Here is a 15,293-nt window from a genome sequence, read left to right on the forward strand (position 1 = left end):
GCCGGGTCAACGCCAGTCGCCCCAAAGGGCCTGGATCGCCGAGAGGGCCGCCACCGCCGCGGTCTCCGTGCGCAGCACCCGTGGCCCGAGCCGGACCGGCTGGAAGCCCGCTCCCGCCGCATCCCGCATTTCCTCCTCGGTAAAGCCCCCTTCGGGGCCCACCAGCACCGTCACGGCGTCGGTGGGGGGATCCAGCCGTGCCAGGGGCGCTGGCGCTTCCGGCGCCAGCAGCAGGCGCCACTCCCCCGGGGAAGGCGGTCCCGCCTGCCCGAGCCACGCCCGGAGGGACAGGACCGGGCCGATCTCGGCCAGGCGGTTGCGGCCGCACTGCTCGCAGGCGGCGACCGCCACCCCTTCCCAATGCTCTCGGCGCCGCGCCGCCCGCTCGGGTGCGAGCCGCACGACGCTACGCTGGGCCGCCAGGGGCTGGATCCGGACCGCCCCCAGCTCCACCGCCTTCTGCACCACCCAATCCATTTTTTCCTGGGCGCACAAGGCTTGGGCCAGGGTGAGCGCTAGGGCCGGCGCGGGGGCCGCGGCGCGCCACTCCATCACCTCCACGTGTACTTCCCGGCGGCGGACGGCGGCCACCGCCCCCAGAGCCTCGCCTCCGCGGCCGTCGAACAAGCCCACCCGGTCGCCCACCTTGAGCCGCAGCACCCGGGCCGCGTGGTGGGCGGCGGACGGCGGCAGCGTCACCCGGGCATGGCCCCGGGCGAGGGCCGGGCAATAGAAGCGGGGAAACGCCATCGGGATCAGCAAGAACGGCGCCATGATAAACTAGAAAATAGCCTCAAACCCGGGCCGCGCCCGGCGACTCGAAAGCGAAAACATCCTTGACGAATCGAAGGCGAGCATGGCGGCGACCGAAACCCCGGTATGCAACTTCGGCTGGAAGGCGGTGGACTTCGACCTGCCCGGCGTGGACGGCAAGCGCTACAACCTCTCCTCCGTGCGCGGGCCCAACGGGCTACTGGTCATGTTCATCTGCAACCATTGCCCCTACGTGAAGGCCGTGCGGCCGCGCATCGTGCGTGACTGCCGCGAGCTCAAGCAGTACGGCATCGGCGCGATCGCCATCATGTCCAACGATCCGAGCGAGTATCCCGAGGACTCGTTCGAAAACATGGTGAGGGTGGCGAAGGAGTTCGACTTCCCGTTTCCCTACGTGCTGGACGAGACCCAGGAGGTAGCCCGGGCCTACGGGGCGGTATGCACTCCGGACTTCTTCGGCTTCAACGCCGATCTGGAGCTGCAGTACCGGGGTCGGCTGGACGCTTCGCGCAAGGAAGCGGCGCCCGAGGGCGCCCGCCGGGAGCTGTTCGAGGCCATGGTGCAGATCGCCAAGACCGGCCGAGGGCCGCGGGAGCAGATCCCCAGCATCGGCTGCTCGATCAAGTGGAAACAACGCTGAAGCCCGCGCCGCAAAGCTCCCTGCTCGAGGCAGTCATCGAAGCGGTGCGCGAAGTCGCACGCAAAGAGATCCTTCCCCGCTACCTCAAGGTCGCCCACCAGCGCAAGAACGACGGCAGCCTGTTCACCGAGGCGGATCTCGCTGCCCAGGAGGCCCTCTCCGGGCGCCTCACCCGGCTCCACCCGGCGCCCCTAGTGGGGGAAGAGATGACGGCGGCCCAGCAGAGCGAGCAGTACCTGCTGGGCGCCGAAGGACTGTGGTGCGTGGATCCCATCGACGGCACGTCCAACTTCGTGAAGGGGCTGCCCTACTTCGCCGTGTCGGTGGCGCTGCTCAAGCGCGGGCGGCCGGTGCTGGGGGTGGTCTACGACCCGGTGGCCGAGGAGGCGTTCTACGCCGAGGCCGGCCGGGGCGCGTTCCTGAACGGGGAGCCCCTGCCCATCCGGGAGCCCTCCCCCAGCTTGGCAAGCGCCCTCGCCAGCGTGGACCTGAAGCGCCTGAGCCCCCGCCTCGCCTGCGAGCTGGCGGCCTCGCCCCCCTATATGTCCCAGCGCAACTACGGGGCGAGCACCCTGGAGTGGTGCTACACCGCCGCGGGCCGCTTCGACGTCTACCTGCACGGCGGGCAGAAGCTGTGGGACTACGCCGCCGGCTGCCTCATCCTGGCGGAGGCGGGCGGGGCCATGGGCACCCTCACCCACGACGACTTCTGGGCCGACGACCTGTGGCGCCGATCAGTGGTCGCCGCCCTGGACCAGCGGGTCTTCCGGGAATGGAAGACTTGGCTGCGGCAAAGGCTGTGACGCCCATGCCCCTCGCCTCTTTCCTCCCGGGCCTGGGGCGCGCTTTCCGCCTCCTGCGCGATCCGCCGCTTCCCCTGCTCCGCTCGCCGGCATGAAGATCATCATCCTCGGCGCCGGGCGGGTCGGCGCCTCCGTGGCCGAAAACCTGGTGGGGGAGCGCAACGACATCACCATCGTGGACACGGCGCCGGAGCGGCTCAAGGAGCTCCAGGACCGGCTGGACCTGCGCACCGTGACCGGCAACGCCGCCTACCCTTCCGTGCTGGAGTCCGCCGGCGCCGAGGACGCCGACATGCTGCTCGCCGTGACCCAGAGCGACGAGGTCAACATGGTAGCGTGCAAGATCGCCGCCAGCTTCTTCAACGTGCCCACCCGCATCGCCCGCATCCGCTCCACCGAGTACCTGGCCAAGCCCGAGATCTTCGGACCCGAGCACTTCGGCATCGATAGCCCCATTTGCCCGGAGCAGATCGTGACCGACCACATCCTGCAGCTCGTCGAGATCCCGGAGGCGCTGCAGGTGGTGAACTTCGCCGACGGCAGGGTAAAACTGGTGGCGCTCAAAGCCTTCCGCGGCGGCCCCCTGGTGGGCCACGCGCTGCACGATCTGAGGAAGCACGTCCCCCACGCGGACACCCGTGTGGTGGCCATCTACCGGCAGAACCGACCCATCGTGCCCGAGGGCGACACAGTCATCGAGCCCGGGGACGAAGTGTTTCTGATCGCGGCCAAGGAGAACATCCGCACCGTCATGCGGGAGCTGCGCCAGCTCGACCGGCCAGTGCGCCGGGTGATGATCGCCGGCGGCGGCAACATCGGCACCCGGGTCGCCCGGGCCCTGGAAAAAAGCCACCAGGTGAAGCTGATCGAGCACAACAAGAAGCGCTGCGAGCTGCTGGCCGCCGAGCTGCACGGAACGCTGGTGTTGAACGGCGACGCCACCGACGAGGAGCTGCTGGAAGCGGAGGCGGCGGGAGAGATGGACCTGTTCTGCGCCCTGACCAACGACGACGAGAACAACATCATGGCTTCGCTCCTGGCCAAGCGCATGGGCGCGCGCAAGGCCATTTGCCTGATCAACCGCCCGGCCTACGTGGACCTGGTGCACGGGGGCGAGATCGACATCGCCCTGTCCCCCTCCCAGGTGACCATCGGATCGCTGCTGGCCCACGTGCGCCGGGGCGACGTGGCGGTGGTGCACAGCCTGCGCCGCGGAGCGGCGGAAGCACTGGAGCTGATCGCCCACGGCGACGCGTCCACCTCCAAGGTGGTGGGCCGGGCGGTGGGCGACATTCGGCTCCCCCGGGGTGCCACCATCGGCGCTATCGTGCGCAAGCTGGAGCGGCCCGTGGTGGAGCGCCTGGACGACACCACCGCCGAGGAGCGCAACGAGCAAGTGCTGATCGCCCACCACGACACGGTAATCCACCCGGACGACCACGTGATCCTGTTCGTGCCCAACAAGCGCATGATCCCTAAGATCGAGAAGCTGTTCCAAGTGGGGCTGGGCTTTTTCTAGCCTCCTCGTCCCGGGTCCGACATGAAGCGCCTGCTGCGGGTCCTCCACGCCTTCAGCCTGGTGGCGATGCTGTTCGCCGTCACCATGCTGCTGCCGCTCCTCATCTCCTTCCTCACCCGCGACGGCGCACTCTACATCTACGACCAAGCGGTGCTCGCGACGCTCTCCACGGGCGGCGTCCTGTGGCTCGCCACCCGCCGCGCCCGGGGCGAGGTGGAGGGCCGGGATGGCTTCCTGCTGGTGGCCATGGTTTGGTCGTTGCTGCCGGTGTTTGGGGCACTGCCCCTCATCTTTCATGACCCCTCGATGGGCTTCACCCGGGCCTATTTCGAAGCAGTCTCGGGGCTCACCGCCACCGGCGCCACCGTCATGTCGGGGCTGGACGGGCTTCCCATTTCCATCAACATCTGGCGCGGCCAGATGCAGTGGCTGGGGGGCATCGGCGTGATCGTGCTGGCGGTGGCGATCCTGCCCATGCTGGGCGTGGGCGGGCGGCAACTGCTCAAGGCCGAGATCCCAGGCCCCATGAAGGAGACCAAGCTCACGCCCCGCATCGCCGAGACGGCCAAGGGCCTGTGGCTGGTCTACTTCCTGCTGACGCTCGCCTGCCTGGGCGCCTACTGGGCGGGAGGGATGCCGTTCCTGGACGCCCTCATGCACAGCTTCACCACCATGGGGCTCGCGGGCTTTTCCAACCACGACTCGAGCTTCGGCCACTTCGACTCTCCCCTGTTGGAGGCGATCGCCATCGCCTTCATGCTGATCGCCGGCATCAACTTCGGCTCCCACTTCCTGGCCCTGCGCCGACGCAGCCTCTGGCCCTACGTGGGCGACCCCGAGGCCCGCTGGTTCCTCGCCCTGATGGCGGCGGGGGTGCTAGTGGTGGCCCTGCACCTGTGGCTCTCGGGCACCTACGGCGATTTCCCGACGGCGCTGCGCTACGCCGCCTTCAATACGGTGTCGGTGGCCACCACCACCGGCTACGCCACCGCCGATTTCGGCCAGTGGCCGGCCTTCGCCGGCTTTTTCATGCTGTTCCTGGCGAGCTTCGCCACCTGCTCCGGCTCCACCGGGGGCGGCATCAAGATCATCCGCGCCCGGCTGCTCTACGCCCAGGTCTACCGGGAGTTCGTGCGCCTGGTGCACCCGAACGCCGTCTCGCCGGCGAAGATCGGCCAGACGGTGGTTCCCAACCACATCATCTTCGCGGTGCTGGGATTCTTTTTCATCTTCATTGCCACCCTCACCACCATGACCCTGCTTATGATGGCCAGCGGCCTGGACGAGGTGACCGCCATCTCGGCGGTGGTGGCGACGCTGTGCAACGTCGGCCCCGGCCTGGGCGCGGTGGGGCCGGCGTCCAACTTTTCCGTGCTCAACGACTTCCAGATCTGGCTGGGCAGCATCGCCATGCTGCTCGGCAGGCTGGAGCTCTTCGCCCTGTTCCTCCTGCTCACGCCGGTGTTCTGGCAGCGTTAGGTCGCGCGGAGGTCTCCCCGATGAACCGACTGCTGGTGGTCTCCCGTCTGCTCAGCCTGGTGATCGTCATCTTCGGCCTCACCATGCTGTTTCCGGTATTGGTTTCCTTGATTTACGACGACGACGGCCTTTACGCCTACATCAAGGGACTGTCCATCTGCCTGGTGGCCGGCGGACTGCTTTGGCTCGCCACCCACCGGTACACGCGCGAACTCCAAGTGCGGGACGGCTTCCTGCTGGTGGCCCTGGCGTGGCTCGCGCTGCCCGCCGTCGCGGCCGTTCCCTTCATGCTCCATTTCCCGCAGCTTTCCTTCACCGACGCCTACTTCGAGGCGGTGTCCGGCCTCACCACCACCGGTGCCACCATCTTCGAGGGATTGGACGGTTTCCCGCCCTCCATCAACCTCTGGCGCGGGGAGCTGCAGTGGCTCGGGGGCATGGGCATTCTGGTGCTGGCGGTGGCGATCCTACCCCTGCTCGGCGTCGGCGGCAGCCAGATCTTCAAGGCCGAGACGCCGGGCCCGATGAAGGACACCAAGCTCACGCCGCGGATCACCGAGACCGCCCGCGGCCTGTGGCTGGTGTACTTCATTCTCACCCTGGCGTGCATCGGCGCCTACCGGCTCGCGGGCATGGGGTGGCTGGATGCCGTCATACACGCCTTCACCACCTTGAGCCTGGGCGGCTATTCGACCCACGACGCGAGCTATGGCTTTTTCGCCTCGCCGGCGATCGAGGCGGTCACGATCCTGTTCATGCTGCTCGCCGGCCTGAACTTCGGCAGTCACTTCCTGGCGTTCCGCCGCTTGAGCTTCGCGCCCTACCGGCACGACCCGGAGCTGGGCTGGTATTTCCTGGTGCTGGCGGCAAGTTGCGTCGGGATCGCCCTGTACCTGTGGCTCGCCGGAACCTACGCCGACTTCGCCGCCGCGCTGCGCTATGCCGCCTTCAACACCGTGTCCATCGCCACCACCACCGGTTATGCCAACACCGACTACAACCAGTGGCCGATCTTCGCGTCCTTGTGGATGCTGTTCCTGGCAAGCTTCGTCTCCTGCTCCGGCTCCACCGGCAGCGGGATCAAGATGGCACGAGCGCTGTTGCTGTACAAACAGGTGTTCCGCGAGATGACCCGCATCATTCATCCCCAGGCCGTCGTGCCGGTGAAGCTGGGGGGCAACGTGGTGCCCAACACCGTGATCTACGCCGTGCTGTCCTTCAGCTTCCTGTGGATGGCCTCGGTAGTGGTCATGACCCTGCTTCTCTCCGCCTCCGGGCTGGAGATCGTGAGCGCCTTCACCGCGGTCATCGCCTGCATCACCAACACCGGCCCGGGACTGAACCAGGTGGGGCCCGCCACCAACTATGCTTCCCTTACCGACTTCCAGACCTGGGTGTGCTCCTTCGCCACGGTGCTGGGCCGGCTGGAGCTGTTCACCCTGTTCATCCTCTTGAACCCCGCTTTCTGGCACAAGTAGCGGACCCGCCCCGATCCCGCTACCATTGCCTTGTATGCACCGCACAATCCGGAACGTGTTTTCTGCGCTCGATAAGAAAGGGCCGCGCCCGTGAATCGGGCTTTGCGCCAGGACGCCGCGGACGGCGCCGATTGGCGGCGCCTCTTCGATCCGTTCGGGGTCGTCGAATCTCTAGAAGAAGTTCGGCAGGCCTGGCTGGCCCATCCTGCGGAGCTCGCCGAGGCGCTTGTGGAAGCTGCCCGGGGCTTCGCCGAGGTCAACATCCAAGTGCTCAACCTCGCTGCCTGGACCGGGGGGGGCGGCACCCACGAGGCAGTGGCCGAAGACGAGCGCTTCGCCGACCCGCTCTGGTCCGCGGTGCCGGCGTTCGCCCTTATTCGCGACAACTACCTCCACTTCACCCACTGGCTGGAGGACGCCATCTATCGCACCCCCGGCGTGCCGGCGCGGCAACGGCGCCGGGCGGCGTTCTGGGCCCGCCAGTGGCTGAACGCCATCGCCCCCACCAACTTCCTTCCCACCAACCCGGTGGCCTTGCGCAAGGCCGCCGAGAGCGGAGGCATGAGCCTCGTCCAGGGCTGGCGCAATTTCTTGGACGACCTGCGGGCGGGCGACGTGCAGATGGTGGACCCGAGCGCCTTCCGTGTGGGGGTCAACCTGGCCACCACCCCCGGGGCGGTGGTGTTCCGCAACGCCCTGGTGGAGGTGCTGCACTACCGGGCCACCACCGAGCGGGTGCGGGAAATCCCGGTGCTCATCGTGGCGCCGTGGATCAACAAGTACTACGTCCTGGACTTAAGACCGGAGAACAGCCTGATCCGCCACCTGGTGGACCAGGGCTTCGACGTGTACGCGACGAGCTGGAAGAACCCGGGCCCGGAGCTGGCGGACAGCACGTTCGACGATTACATGATCGATGGGGTGCTGAAGGCGATCGATGTGGCTCGAAGCATTTCCGGCGCCCCCCGGGTCCACGCCGTGGGCTATTGCCTGGGGGGCACGGCCCTCGCCGCCCTCATGGCCTGGCTCCATCGTCGCCACGAAGACAATCCCGGCGAGCACCCGATCGCCCACTGGACCCTGTTCGCCTCCCTGGTGGACTTCTCCCGGCCCGGCGCCATCGAGGTCTTCATCGACGAGGAGAGCGTCGAGTTCCTGGAGCGCCTGATGGCGCACCAGGGAGGCCTGGGGGGCCGGCAGATGGCCTGGTCGTTCCGCATGCTGCGGCCCAACAGCCTCGTCTGGCGCTACGTGGTGCACGGCTATCTCTACGGCGAAAAGCCCCGCCCCCTGGACGTATTGTATTGGAACACCGACACCACCCGGCTGCCCCGCGCCATGCACAGCTTCTACCTGCGAGAGTTCTACCTGGCCAACAAGCTGGCCCAGAAGGACGCCCTCGAGCTGGCGGGGCTGCCCATCGATCTGGGACGCATCCGGCAACCCCTCTACTGCGTAGGTTGCGAAGAGGATCACATCGTGCCCTGGAAGGCGGCCTTCGAGGTCTGCCGCCTGGTTTCCGGGCCGGTGCGCTTCACCCTTTCCAGCTCGGGACACATCCTCGGCATCGTCAATCCTCCCGTGGAGCCGTCGAAGCGCCATTACTGGACCGGGGAGGCCGCCGGGGAAGCGCGGGCCGAAGAGTGGCGCCAGCGCCAGAAGCGTCTGCCCGGCACCTGGTGGCAGGATTGGATTCCCTGGCTCGCCGAGGAATGCGGCCCCCTCAAGGCGCCGCCTCCCCTCGCCACGGCAGAATACCCCCAGCTCGCCGAGGCCCCGGGCGACTACGTGCTGGAACCCTAGCGGCTCACGCAAGTCCGCCCCCCAGGGCGCGGGCAGCAGCGCAAATTGTGGCGTTCCGGCCAGGGGACTACAATAATCGCATGGGGTCCATCAATCTCACTCACCACTTCCTGATCGCCATGCCCAACATGGCGGATCCGTTTTTTTCGCGGACCCTGACCTACATCTGCGAGCACAACGAGCAGGGGGCCCTGGGGCTGGTGGTCAACCGCCCCATCGATATGACCCTGGAAGCGTTGTTCGAGCAGATCAGCGTGCCTCTCGCCCGGGAGGATCTGCGCGCAGTCCCGGTGCACTTCGGCGGGCCGGTGCAGATGGACCGGGGTTTCGTCCTCCATCGTCCGGTGGGCGAGTGGCAGTCCACCATGCCGGTGCAGGACGACATCGGGCTCACCACGTCCAAGGACATCCTCCAGGCGGTGGGACGGGGCGAAGGGCCCCGCAGCCTCCTGGTGACCCTAGGCTACGCCGGCTGGGCGCCCGGGCAACTGGAGCAGGAGATTTCCCAGAACGCCTGGCTCACGGTGCGGGCCCAACCCAGCGTCATTTTCGACCTACCCCCCGAAGAACGCCTGCCGGCAGCCATGGAGCTGCTGGGCATCGATTTCGCCAGGCTCTCCGACGACGCCGGGCACGCCTAAGGCGATGCATCCGGAGCGGGGCACCGTTCTGGCCTTCGATTTCGGCGCGAAGCGCGTCGGCGTGGCCGTGGGCGACGCGGCCCTCAAGCTCGCCCATCCCCTCACCGTCATCCATGGGGAGGGCAGCGCCCGCCGCTTTCAGGCCATCGCCGCCCTGGTGCGGGAATGGTGCCCGGTGCTGCTGGTGGTGGGAGCCCCCGTGCGGGAGGACGGCACCGCCCACCCCATGGGAGAGCGCTGCCGGCGCTTCGCCCGGCGGCTCGCCGGGCGCTTCCGGCTCCCGGTGGTGGTGGTGGACGAGCGGCTCACCTCCTGGTCGGCCGAAGAGGCCCTGATCCGGGCGGGCGCCTCCCCCGGAAAGCGGCGGGCTCTGCTGGACGCCGCCGCGGCTCAGACCATCCTGGAAAGCTACTTCGCCGAGCCGCATCTCGCCAAAAAACCTTGATAGAATCGGCCCTTTCCCGGCGAGCGAGACAGGGCCCCATGGGGATCACCCAGCTTCCCGAAGTCGGCGAGCTTCTGGCGCGGCTCGAAGCGGCCATGCGCGCCGAGGTGAGCGAGAACACCGCCCTGGTGGGCATCCACACCGGCGGCGTGTGGGTGGCCGAGCGGCTGCACGCGGCCCTCGGCATCCGTTTCCCCCTGGGCACCCTGGACGTGTCCTTCTACCGGGACGACTACGAGCAGCGGGGACTGCACCGGGAAGTGAAGCGCTCCTCCATTCCCTTCGAGGTGGAAGGGCGGGACCTCATCCTGGTGGACGACGTGCTATACACGGGGCGCACCATCCGCGCCGCCATGAACGAGCTGTTCGACTACGGCCGGCCGGCCCGCATTCGCCTCGCCGCCCTCCTCGACCGGGGCGGGCGGGAGCTGCCCATCTGCCCTCAGTTCGTCGGCGCCCAGGTCGCCCCCGCCCAGGACGAGCTGATCGCCTTGATCCGCACCGAGAACGGCGAGCTGCGCCTCGCTATCGAGCCCAGGCAGTAAAGGAGTACGGGCGGCCCCTTCAAGCGCCCCTTGGTCAATGGGCGGGGTTGCCCTAAAATCTCGCAACCGCCGCCCGCGCCCATGCAGCCCAACCCCCAGCTCAACCACGAGGGTGCGCTCCAGCACCTGCTCACCATCGAAGGGCTGCCCGCTTCCATTCTCACCCACATCCTGGACACCGCCGACTCCTTCGTCGGCGTGACCGAGCGGGAAGTGAAGAAGGTGCCCCTGCTGCGGGGCAAGGCCATCTTCAACCTGTTCTTCGAGCCTTCTACCCGCACCCGCACCACCTTCGAGATCGCCGCCAAGCGGCTGTCGGCGGACGTGGTCAACCTGCACATCGCCGTCTCCTCCCAGACCAAGGGGGAGACGTTGCTGGACACGGTGGACAACCTCTCGGCCATGCAGGCGGACATGTTCGTCGTGCGCCACGCCCAGAGCGGCGCCGCCCACCTGATCGCCCGGCACGTGAAACCCGGCATCCACGTGATCAACGCCGGCGACGGGCGCCACGCCCACCCCACCCAGGCGCTCCTGGACATGTACACCATCCGCCACTACAAGAAGGACTTCCGCGCCCTGCGGGTGGCGATCGTGGGGGACGTGCTCCACTCCCGGGTGGCCCGCTCCCAGATCCACGCCCTCACCACCCTGGGGGTGGCGGAAGTGCGGGTGGTGGGCCCCCGCACCCTCATTCCGACCCTGGTGGAGCGCATGGGGGTGCGGGTGTACCACGACATGCGCGAAGGGCTGCGGGACGTGGACGTGGTGATGATGCTCCGGCTCCAGAACGAGCGCATGCACGGCTCGTTCCTGCCGAGCCCCCAGGAGTATTTCAAGCACTGGGGCCTCACCCACGATAAGCTCAAGCTGGCGAAACCCGACGCCATCGTGATGCACCCGGGGCCCCTCAACCGGGGCGTGGAAATCGACTCCAGCGTGGCCGACGGCCCCCAGTCGGTCATCTTGCCTCAGGTCACCTTCGGCATCGCGGTGCGCATGGCGGTCATGAGCATCCTGGCGGGGAACTAGGACGGATGGACCGCAGGGGCACGGAGCCTCCAGAGGAAAAGAAGATTCTTGAAGAAATTTTTCCGCGCTCCTGGGGCTGACGGGTCATGAAGATTCACGTCAAAGGCGGCCGCCTGATCGACCCGGCGAGCGGCGTCGACCGGATCGCCGACCTCTACGTCGCCGCGGGCCGGGTGGCCGCCGTGGGGGAGGTCCCGGAAGGCTTCCATGCGAACCGGGTGATCGACGCCGCGGGTCTCATCGTGTGTCCGGGGCTGGTGGACCTCTCGGCCCGGTTGCGGGAGCCGGGGTACGAATACAAGGCGACCCTGGAGTCGGAGATGCAGGCGGCCATCGCCGGCGGCGTCACCAGCCTGGCCTGCCCCCCCGACACCGATCCGCCCCTGGACGAGCCGGGGCTGGTGGAGATGCTCAAGCACCGGGCCCGGCTGCTCAACCAGGCCCACGTCTATCCCATCGGCGCCCTCACAGTGGGGCTCGCGGGCGAGCGGCTCACCGAGATGTCCCAGCTCGCCGAGGCGGGATGCGTCGCCTTTTCCCAGGCGGACGTGCCCATCGTCGACACCCTGGTGCTCATGCGGGCGATGCAGTACGCGGCCACCTTCGGCTTCAGCGTCTGGCTACAGCCCCAGGATCCGTTCCTCGCCCGGGCGGGCGTGGCCCACGACGGGGAAGTGGCGACCCGGCTGGGGCTGCCCCCCGTGCCCGCCTGCGCCGAGGTGATCGACCTGGAGCGCATCCTGCTCCTCGCGCGCGAAACCGGCGCCCGGGTGCACCTGTGCCGGGTCTCCCACGCCGAGACCCTGCGGCGCATCGCCGCGGCCCGCGCCGAGGGACTTCCCGTCACTTGCGACGTCTCCATCCATCACCTGCACCTGTGCGAGATCGACCTGGGCTTTTTCGACTCCAACTGCCGGCTGAACCCGCCCCTGCGCAGCCTGCGGGACCGGGACGCCCTGCGGGAGGCGCTGGCGAGCGGGGTGGTGGACGCGGTCTGCTCCGACCATACGCCGGTGGACGACGACGCGAAGCAGTTTCCCTTCGCCGAAGCGGCCCCAGGGGCGACGGGGCTGGAGCTGCTCCTGCCCCTCACCCTCAAATGGGCCGAGGAGGCGCGGGTGCCCCTGATGCGGGCGCTTGCCCGCCTCACCCGGGACCCGGCGCGGATCCTGGGCATCGACGCGGGGACCCTGCGTCCCGGCGCTGTCGCCGACGTGTGCATCTTCGATCCCAAGGCGTCCTGGGTGGTGGAACCCGGGGCTCTCCACAGCCAGGGCAGGAACACCCCGTTCCTGGGGCTGGAGCTTTCCGGCCGCACCCGCTACACCCTGGTGGCCGGAAACGTGGTCTACGCGGCTTGAACGACCGGCCAATGGTTGGTGAGCCATCGGCCGCGGGCTCGAAAAGTGGCGCTATTCGGCAACAAGAAAACGCCCGCTAAATCAATCCCTCCTTCCCGGGCCGCCGATCCCTGTTGCATGCCGGCGACACGCGAGCGCCCTGATCCTCGGGCGGCCCGCCCGTCCGGCGCCTCGCTCGACTTTAACTCATTCATTTCAATAAAAAATAATCGTCCTGGCACGGATGTCGCTCAAGGCTGGGCGTGAACCGGAGCGGTTCACCTTTCCTCCCCCAATCCAACGCGAACGTTCAGGAGGTATCCATGCCATCGAAAGAAGCGTCCCTGAAGCGAACCCTGCCCCCCGTGCTGCTCGCCCTCGCCATCGCCGGCATGGGCGCGGCTTATGCCGGCCCCACGGCCCAGGGCAAGGGCACCGTCTCCATTGAAAACCAGGGCGCGGGCCAGGAAACCCCGCCCGATTGCAAGAAGAATCCCGAGGACCCGCGGTGCAAGGAAAAGAAATAACCCATTAACCCGTCGCCGTCGGAGGACAACGCAACCGCGGCTTTTCTCCTTCCTTCCTCCTCTCGTTGTCCTCCCTGAGTTGGGCGTGGTCTTTTCGGCCACGCCTTTTTTATCCCGCCCGCGGGCCGAGGCGCGGGACCGGACGCCCGGGCGGCCTCGGCTACAATACGCCTGTTCCGAGAAATCCTGAACCCGCCCATGCCCACCGAAACGAATCCGCTCCTCGATTTTTCAGGCCTGCCCCGCTTTCCCGAGATCCGGCCGGAACACGTGGCCCCCGCCGTTGCGCAGGTGCTGGCCCAAGGCCGTGCCGTCATCGGGCGCGTGGAACAATCGGCGGAGCCCCCCACCTGGGAAACCGTGGTGCAGCCCCTGGAGGACGCCAACGAGCGGGTCTCCCGGGCCTGGGGGCCGGTGGCCCACCTCAACGCCGTGATGAACACGCCGGCGCTGCGGGAGGCCTATAACGCGAACCTCCCCAGGATCACCCAGTACTACGCGGAGCTCGGCCAGAACCGGGTCCTGTTCGAGAAATACAAGGCGATCCAGGCTTCCCCCGCCTTCCAGCGCCTGACCCGGTCCCAGCGGCGGGTGATCGAGAACGAGATCAGGGACTTCCGCTTGGGGGGCGCCGAGCTGCCGGAGGCGAGCCGCGCCCGCTTCCTGGAAATCCAGGAGCGGCTCGCCCAGCTCCAATCCCGGTTTTCGGACAACCTGTTGGATGCCACCAACGCCTTCGCCTATTACGCCTCGGAGGAGGAGGTGGCGGGCATCCCGACCGACGCGCTGGAAGCGGCCCAGGAGGCCGCCCGGCAGGAGGGCAAGCCCGGCTGGAAGTTCACCCTGCACATGCCCTCCTACCTGCCGGTCATGCAATACGCGGACCATCGCCCCTTGCGAGAAGCCATGTACCGGGCCTACGTCACCCGGGCGAGCGACCTGGGGCCGGAGGCGCTGGACAACACGCCGCTCATCCGGGAGATCCTCAAGCTGCGCGCCGAGGAAGCGCGGCTTCTGGGTTTCGCCAGCTACGCGGAGCTGTCGCTCCAGACCAAGATGGCCCGTTCGCCCGGGGAAGTGCTCGACTTCCTCCATGAGCTAGCGGCCAAGGCCAAACCCTACGCCGAAAGGGATCTTGCCGAGCTGCAAGAATTCGCCGCCCGGGAGTTGAAGCTCCCGCGCCTGGAGGCGTGGGATCTCGCCTACGCCAGCGAGAAACTGCGGCTTGCCCGCTACGCCTTCTCGGAGCAGGAAGTGAAGCAGTATTTCCCCGAGACCCGGGTGCTGCCCGGCCTGTTCCGCCTGGTGGAAACCCTCTTCGGCGTGCGCATCGAGAGGGCACAAGCCCCGGTGTGGCATCCCGACGTCAAGTTCTTCCGCATCCTCTCCGAGTCCGGGGAGCTCGTGGGCCAGTTCTACGCCGACCTGTACGCCCGGCCCTCGAAACGGGGCGGCGCCTGGATGGACGACGCCATCACCCGCCGGCGCCTGCCCTCCGGCTTGCAGGCGCCCGCGGCCTACCTCACCTGCAACTTTTCCGCGCCCCAGGGCGGCCGCCCCGCTCTTCTCACCCATGACGAAGTCATCACCCTGTTCCACGAGTTCGGCCACGGGCTGCACCACCTCCTCACCCGGGTAGACGAGCTGGCGGTAGCCGGAATCAACGGGGTGGAGTGGGACGCGGTGGAGCTGCCATCCCAGTTCATGGAAAACTTCTGCTGGGAGTGGGAGGTGGTCGCCCCCATGAGCGGCCACGTGGACACGGGGGAGCCCCTGCCCCGGTCGCTCTTCGACAAGATGCGCGCGGCGCGCAATTTCCAGGCGGGCATGCAGACCGTGCGGCAACTGGAGTTCGCCCTGTTCGACATGCGCTTGCACCACGGCTTCGACCCGGAGCGGGGGGACTTCATGGAGCTTCTGGACGAGGTGCGCGCGCGCGTGGCGGTGGTGTTCCCTCCGGCGTACAACCGCTTCCCCCACGGCTTTTCCCATATCTTCGCCGGGGGCTACGCGGCGGGCTACTACAGCTACAAGTGGGCCGAGGTGCTGTCCGCCGACGCCTACAGCCTGTTCGAGGAGCACGGGGTGCTCTCCCAGGAAATCGGCCGCCGCTTCCGGGATGAGATCCTGGCCGTGGGGGGAAGCCGCCCGGCGCTGGAATCCTTCGTCGCGTTCCGCGGCCGGGAGCCCCGCATCGAAGCGCTGCTGCGCCACAGTGGTATGATCGCCGAGACCGCCTGAGGCTGCGCCGGGCGGTACGAAGGGAG

Annotated in this window: 14 protein-coding genes; 13 read left to right on the forward strand and 1 reads right to left on the reverse strand. The window is 67.9% G+C overall.

The features are described from left to right. Nucleotides 1–6: 6 nt before the first annotated feature. On the reverse strand, nt 7–762 hold the full coding sequence (locus tag ACTFO6_RS02355) for a 16S rRNA (uracil(1498)-N(3))-methyltransferase (RefSeq protein WP_439932844.1): 756 nt from the start codon (nt 760–762) through the stop codon (nt 7–9). Between the two features lie 94 nt (nt 763–856). On the opposite strand from ACTFO6_RS02355, the gene ACTFO6_RS02360 reads away from it, so the two are divergent. The 13 genes from ACTFO6_RS02360 to ACTFO6_RS02420 all read left to right on the forward strand — a co-directional run bounded on the left by ACTFO6_RS02360 (nt 857) and on the right by ACTFO6_RS02420 (nt 15,267). After that, nucleotides 857–1,414: a thioredoxin family protein gene (locus ACTFO6_RS02360; RefSeq protein ID WP_439932845.1), complete on the forward strand. Its 558-nt coding sequence runs from the start codon at nt 857–859 to the stop codon at nt 1,412–1,414. A gap of 20 nt (nt 1,415–1,434) precedes the next feature. Further along, nucleotides 1,435–2,217, forward strand: coding sequence for an inositol monophosphatase family protein (locus tag ACTFO6_RS02365; RefSeq protein ID WP_439933088.1), 783 nt, complete (start codon nt 1,435–1,437; stop codon nt 2,215–2,217). A 91-nt stretch (nt 2,218–2,308) separates the two neighbouring features. Beyond that, on the forward strand, nt 2,309–3,736 hold the full coding sequence (trkA, locus tag ACTFO6_RS02370; protein WP_439932846.1) for a Trk system potassium transporter TrkA: 1,428 nt from the start codon (nt 2,309–2,311) through the stop codon (nt 3,734–3,736). 21 nt (nt 3,737–3,757) lie between these two features. Next, complete coding sequence (locus ACTFO6_RS02375) at nt 3,758–5,215, forward strand: TrkH family potassium uptake protein (RefSeq protein ID WP_439932847.1); 1,458 nt, start codon at nt 3,758–3,760, stop codon at nt 5,213–5,215. Nucleotides 5,216–5,235: 20 nt separating this feature from the next. After that, entirely contained in the window at nt 5,236–6,693 is a 1,458-nt protein-coding gene (locus ACTFO6_RS02380) for a TrkH family potassium uptake protein (protein ID WP_439932848.1), read from the forward strand. A 90-nt stretch (nt 6,694–6,783) separates the two neighbouring features. Further along, nucleotides 6,784–8,496, forward strand: a complete 1,713-nt coding sequence (locus ACTFO6_RS02385) for a PHA/PHB synthase family protein (RefSeq protein WP_439932849.1) — start codon at nt 6,784–6,786, stop codon at nt 8,494–8,496. Nucleotides 8,497–8,576: 80 nt separating this feature from the next. Next, nucleotides 8,577–9,137, forward strand: coding sequence for a YqgE/AlgH family protein (locus ACTFO6_RS02390; RefSeq protein ID WP_439932850.1), 561 nt, complete (start codon nt 8,577–8,579; stop codon nt 9,135–9,137). A 4-nt stretch (nt 9,138–9,141) separates the two neighbouring features. Beyond that, the gene (gene ruvX, locus ACTFO6_RS02395) at nt 9,142–9,582 is read left to right on the forward strand and encodes a Holliday junction resolvase RuvX (RefSeq protein ID WP_439932851.1); all 441 of its coding nucleotides are present in this window, start codon (nt 9,142–9,144) and stop codon (nt 9,580–9,582) included. Between the two features lie 38 nt (nt 9,583–9,620). Further along, nucleotides 9,621–10,127 carry a bifunctional pyr operon transcriptional regulator/uracil phosphoribosyltransferase PyrR gene (gene pyrR, locus ACTFO6_RS02400; RefSeq protein ID WP_439932852.1) on the forward strand — a complete coding sequence of 169 codons (507 nt, stop codon included), beginning with the start codon at nt 9,621–9,623 and terminating at the stop codon, nt 10,125–10,127. Between the two features lie 81 nt (nt 10,128–10,208). After that, nucleotides 10,209–11,159 (forward strand): aspartate carbamoyltransferase catalytic subunit, encoded by a 951-nt coding sequence (locus ACTFO6_RS02405; protein ID WP_439932853.1) that lies wholly within the window; start codon nt 10,209–10,211, stop codon nt 11,157–11,159. Between the two features lie 86 nt (nt 11,160–11,245). Further along, a complete protein-coding gene (locus ACTFO6_RS02410; RefSeq protein WP_439932854.1) occupies nt 11,246–12,520 on the forward strand; it encodes a dihydroorotase in 1,275 nt (424 codons plus the stop codon). Nucleotides 12,521–12,822: 302 nt separating this feature from the next. Continuing rightward, nucleotides 12,823–13,026 (forward strand): hypothetical protein, encoded by a 204-nt coding sequence (locus tag ACTFO6_RS02415; protein ID WP_439932855.1) that lies wholly within the window; start codon nt 12,823–12,825, stop codon nt 13,024–13,026. Between the two features lie 198 nt (nt 13,027–13,224). Continuing rightward, a complete protein-coding gene (locus ACTFO6_RS02420; protein ID WP_439932856.1) occupies nt 13,225–15,267 on the forward strand; it encodes a M3 family metallopeptidase in 2,043 nt (680 codons plus the stop codon). Nucleotides 15,268–15,293: the final 26 nt, after the last annotated feature.

It is taken from the genome of Pelomicrobium sp. G1 (genome assembly GCF_051905455.1).
In the GTDB taxonomy this organism is placed as follows: domain Bacteria; phylum Pseudomonadota; class Gammaproteobacteria; order Burkholderiales; family UBA6910; genus Pelomicrobium.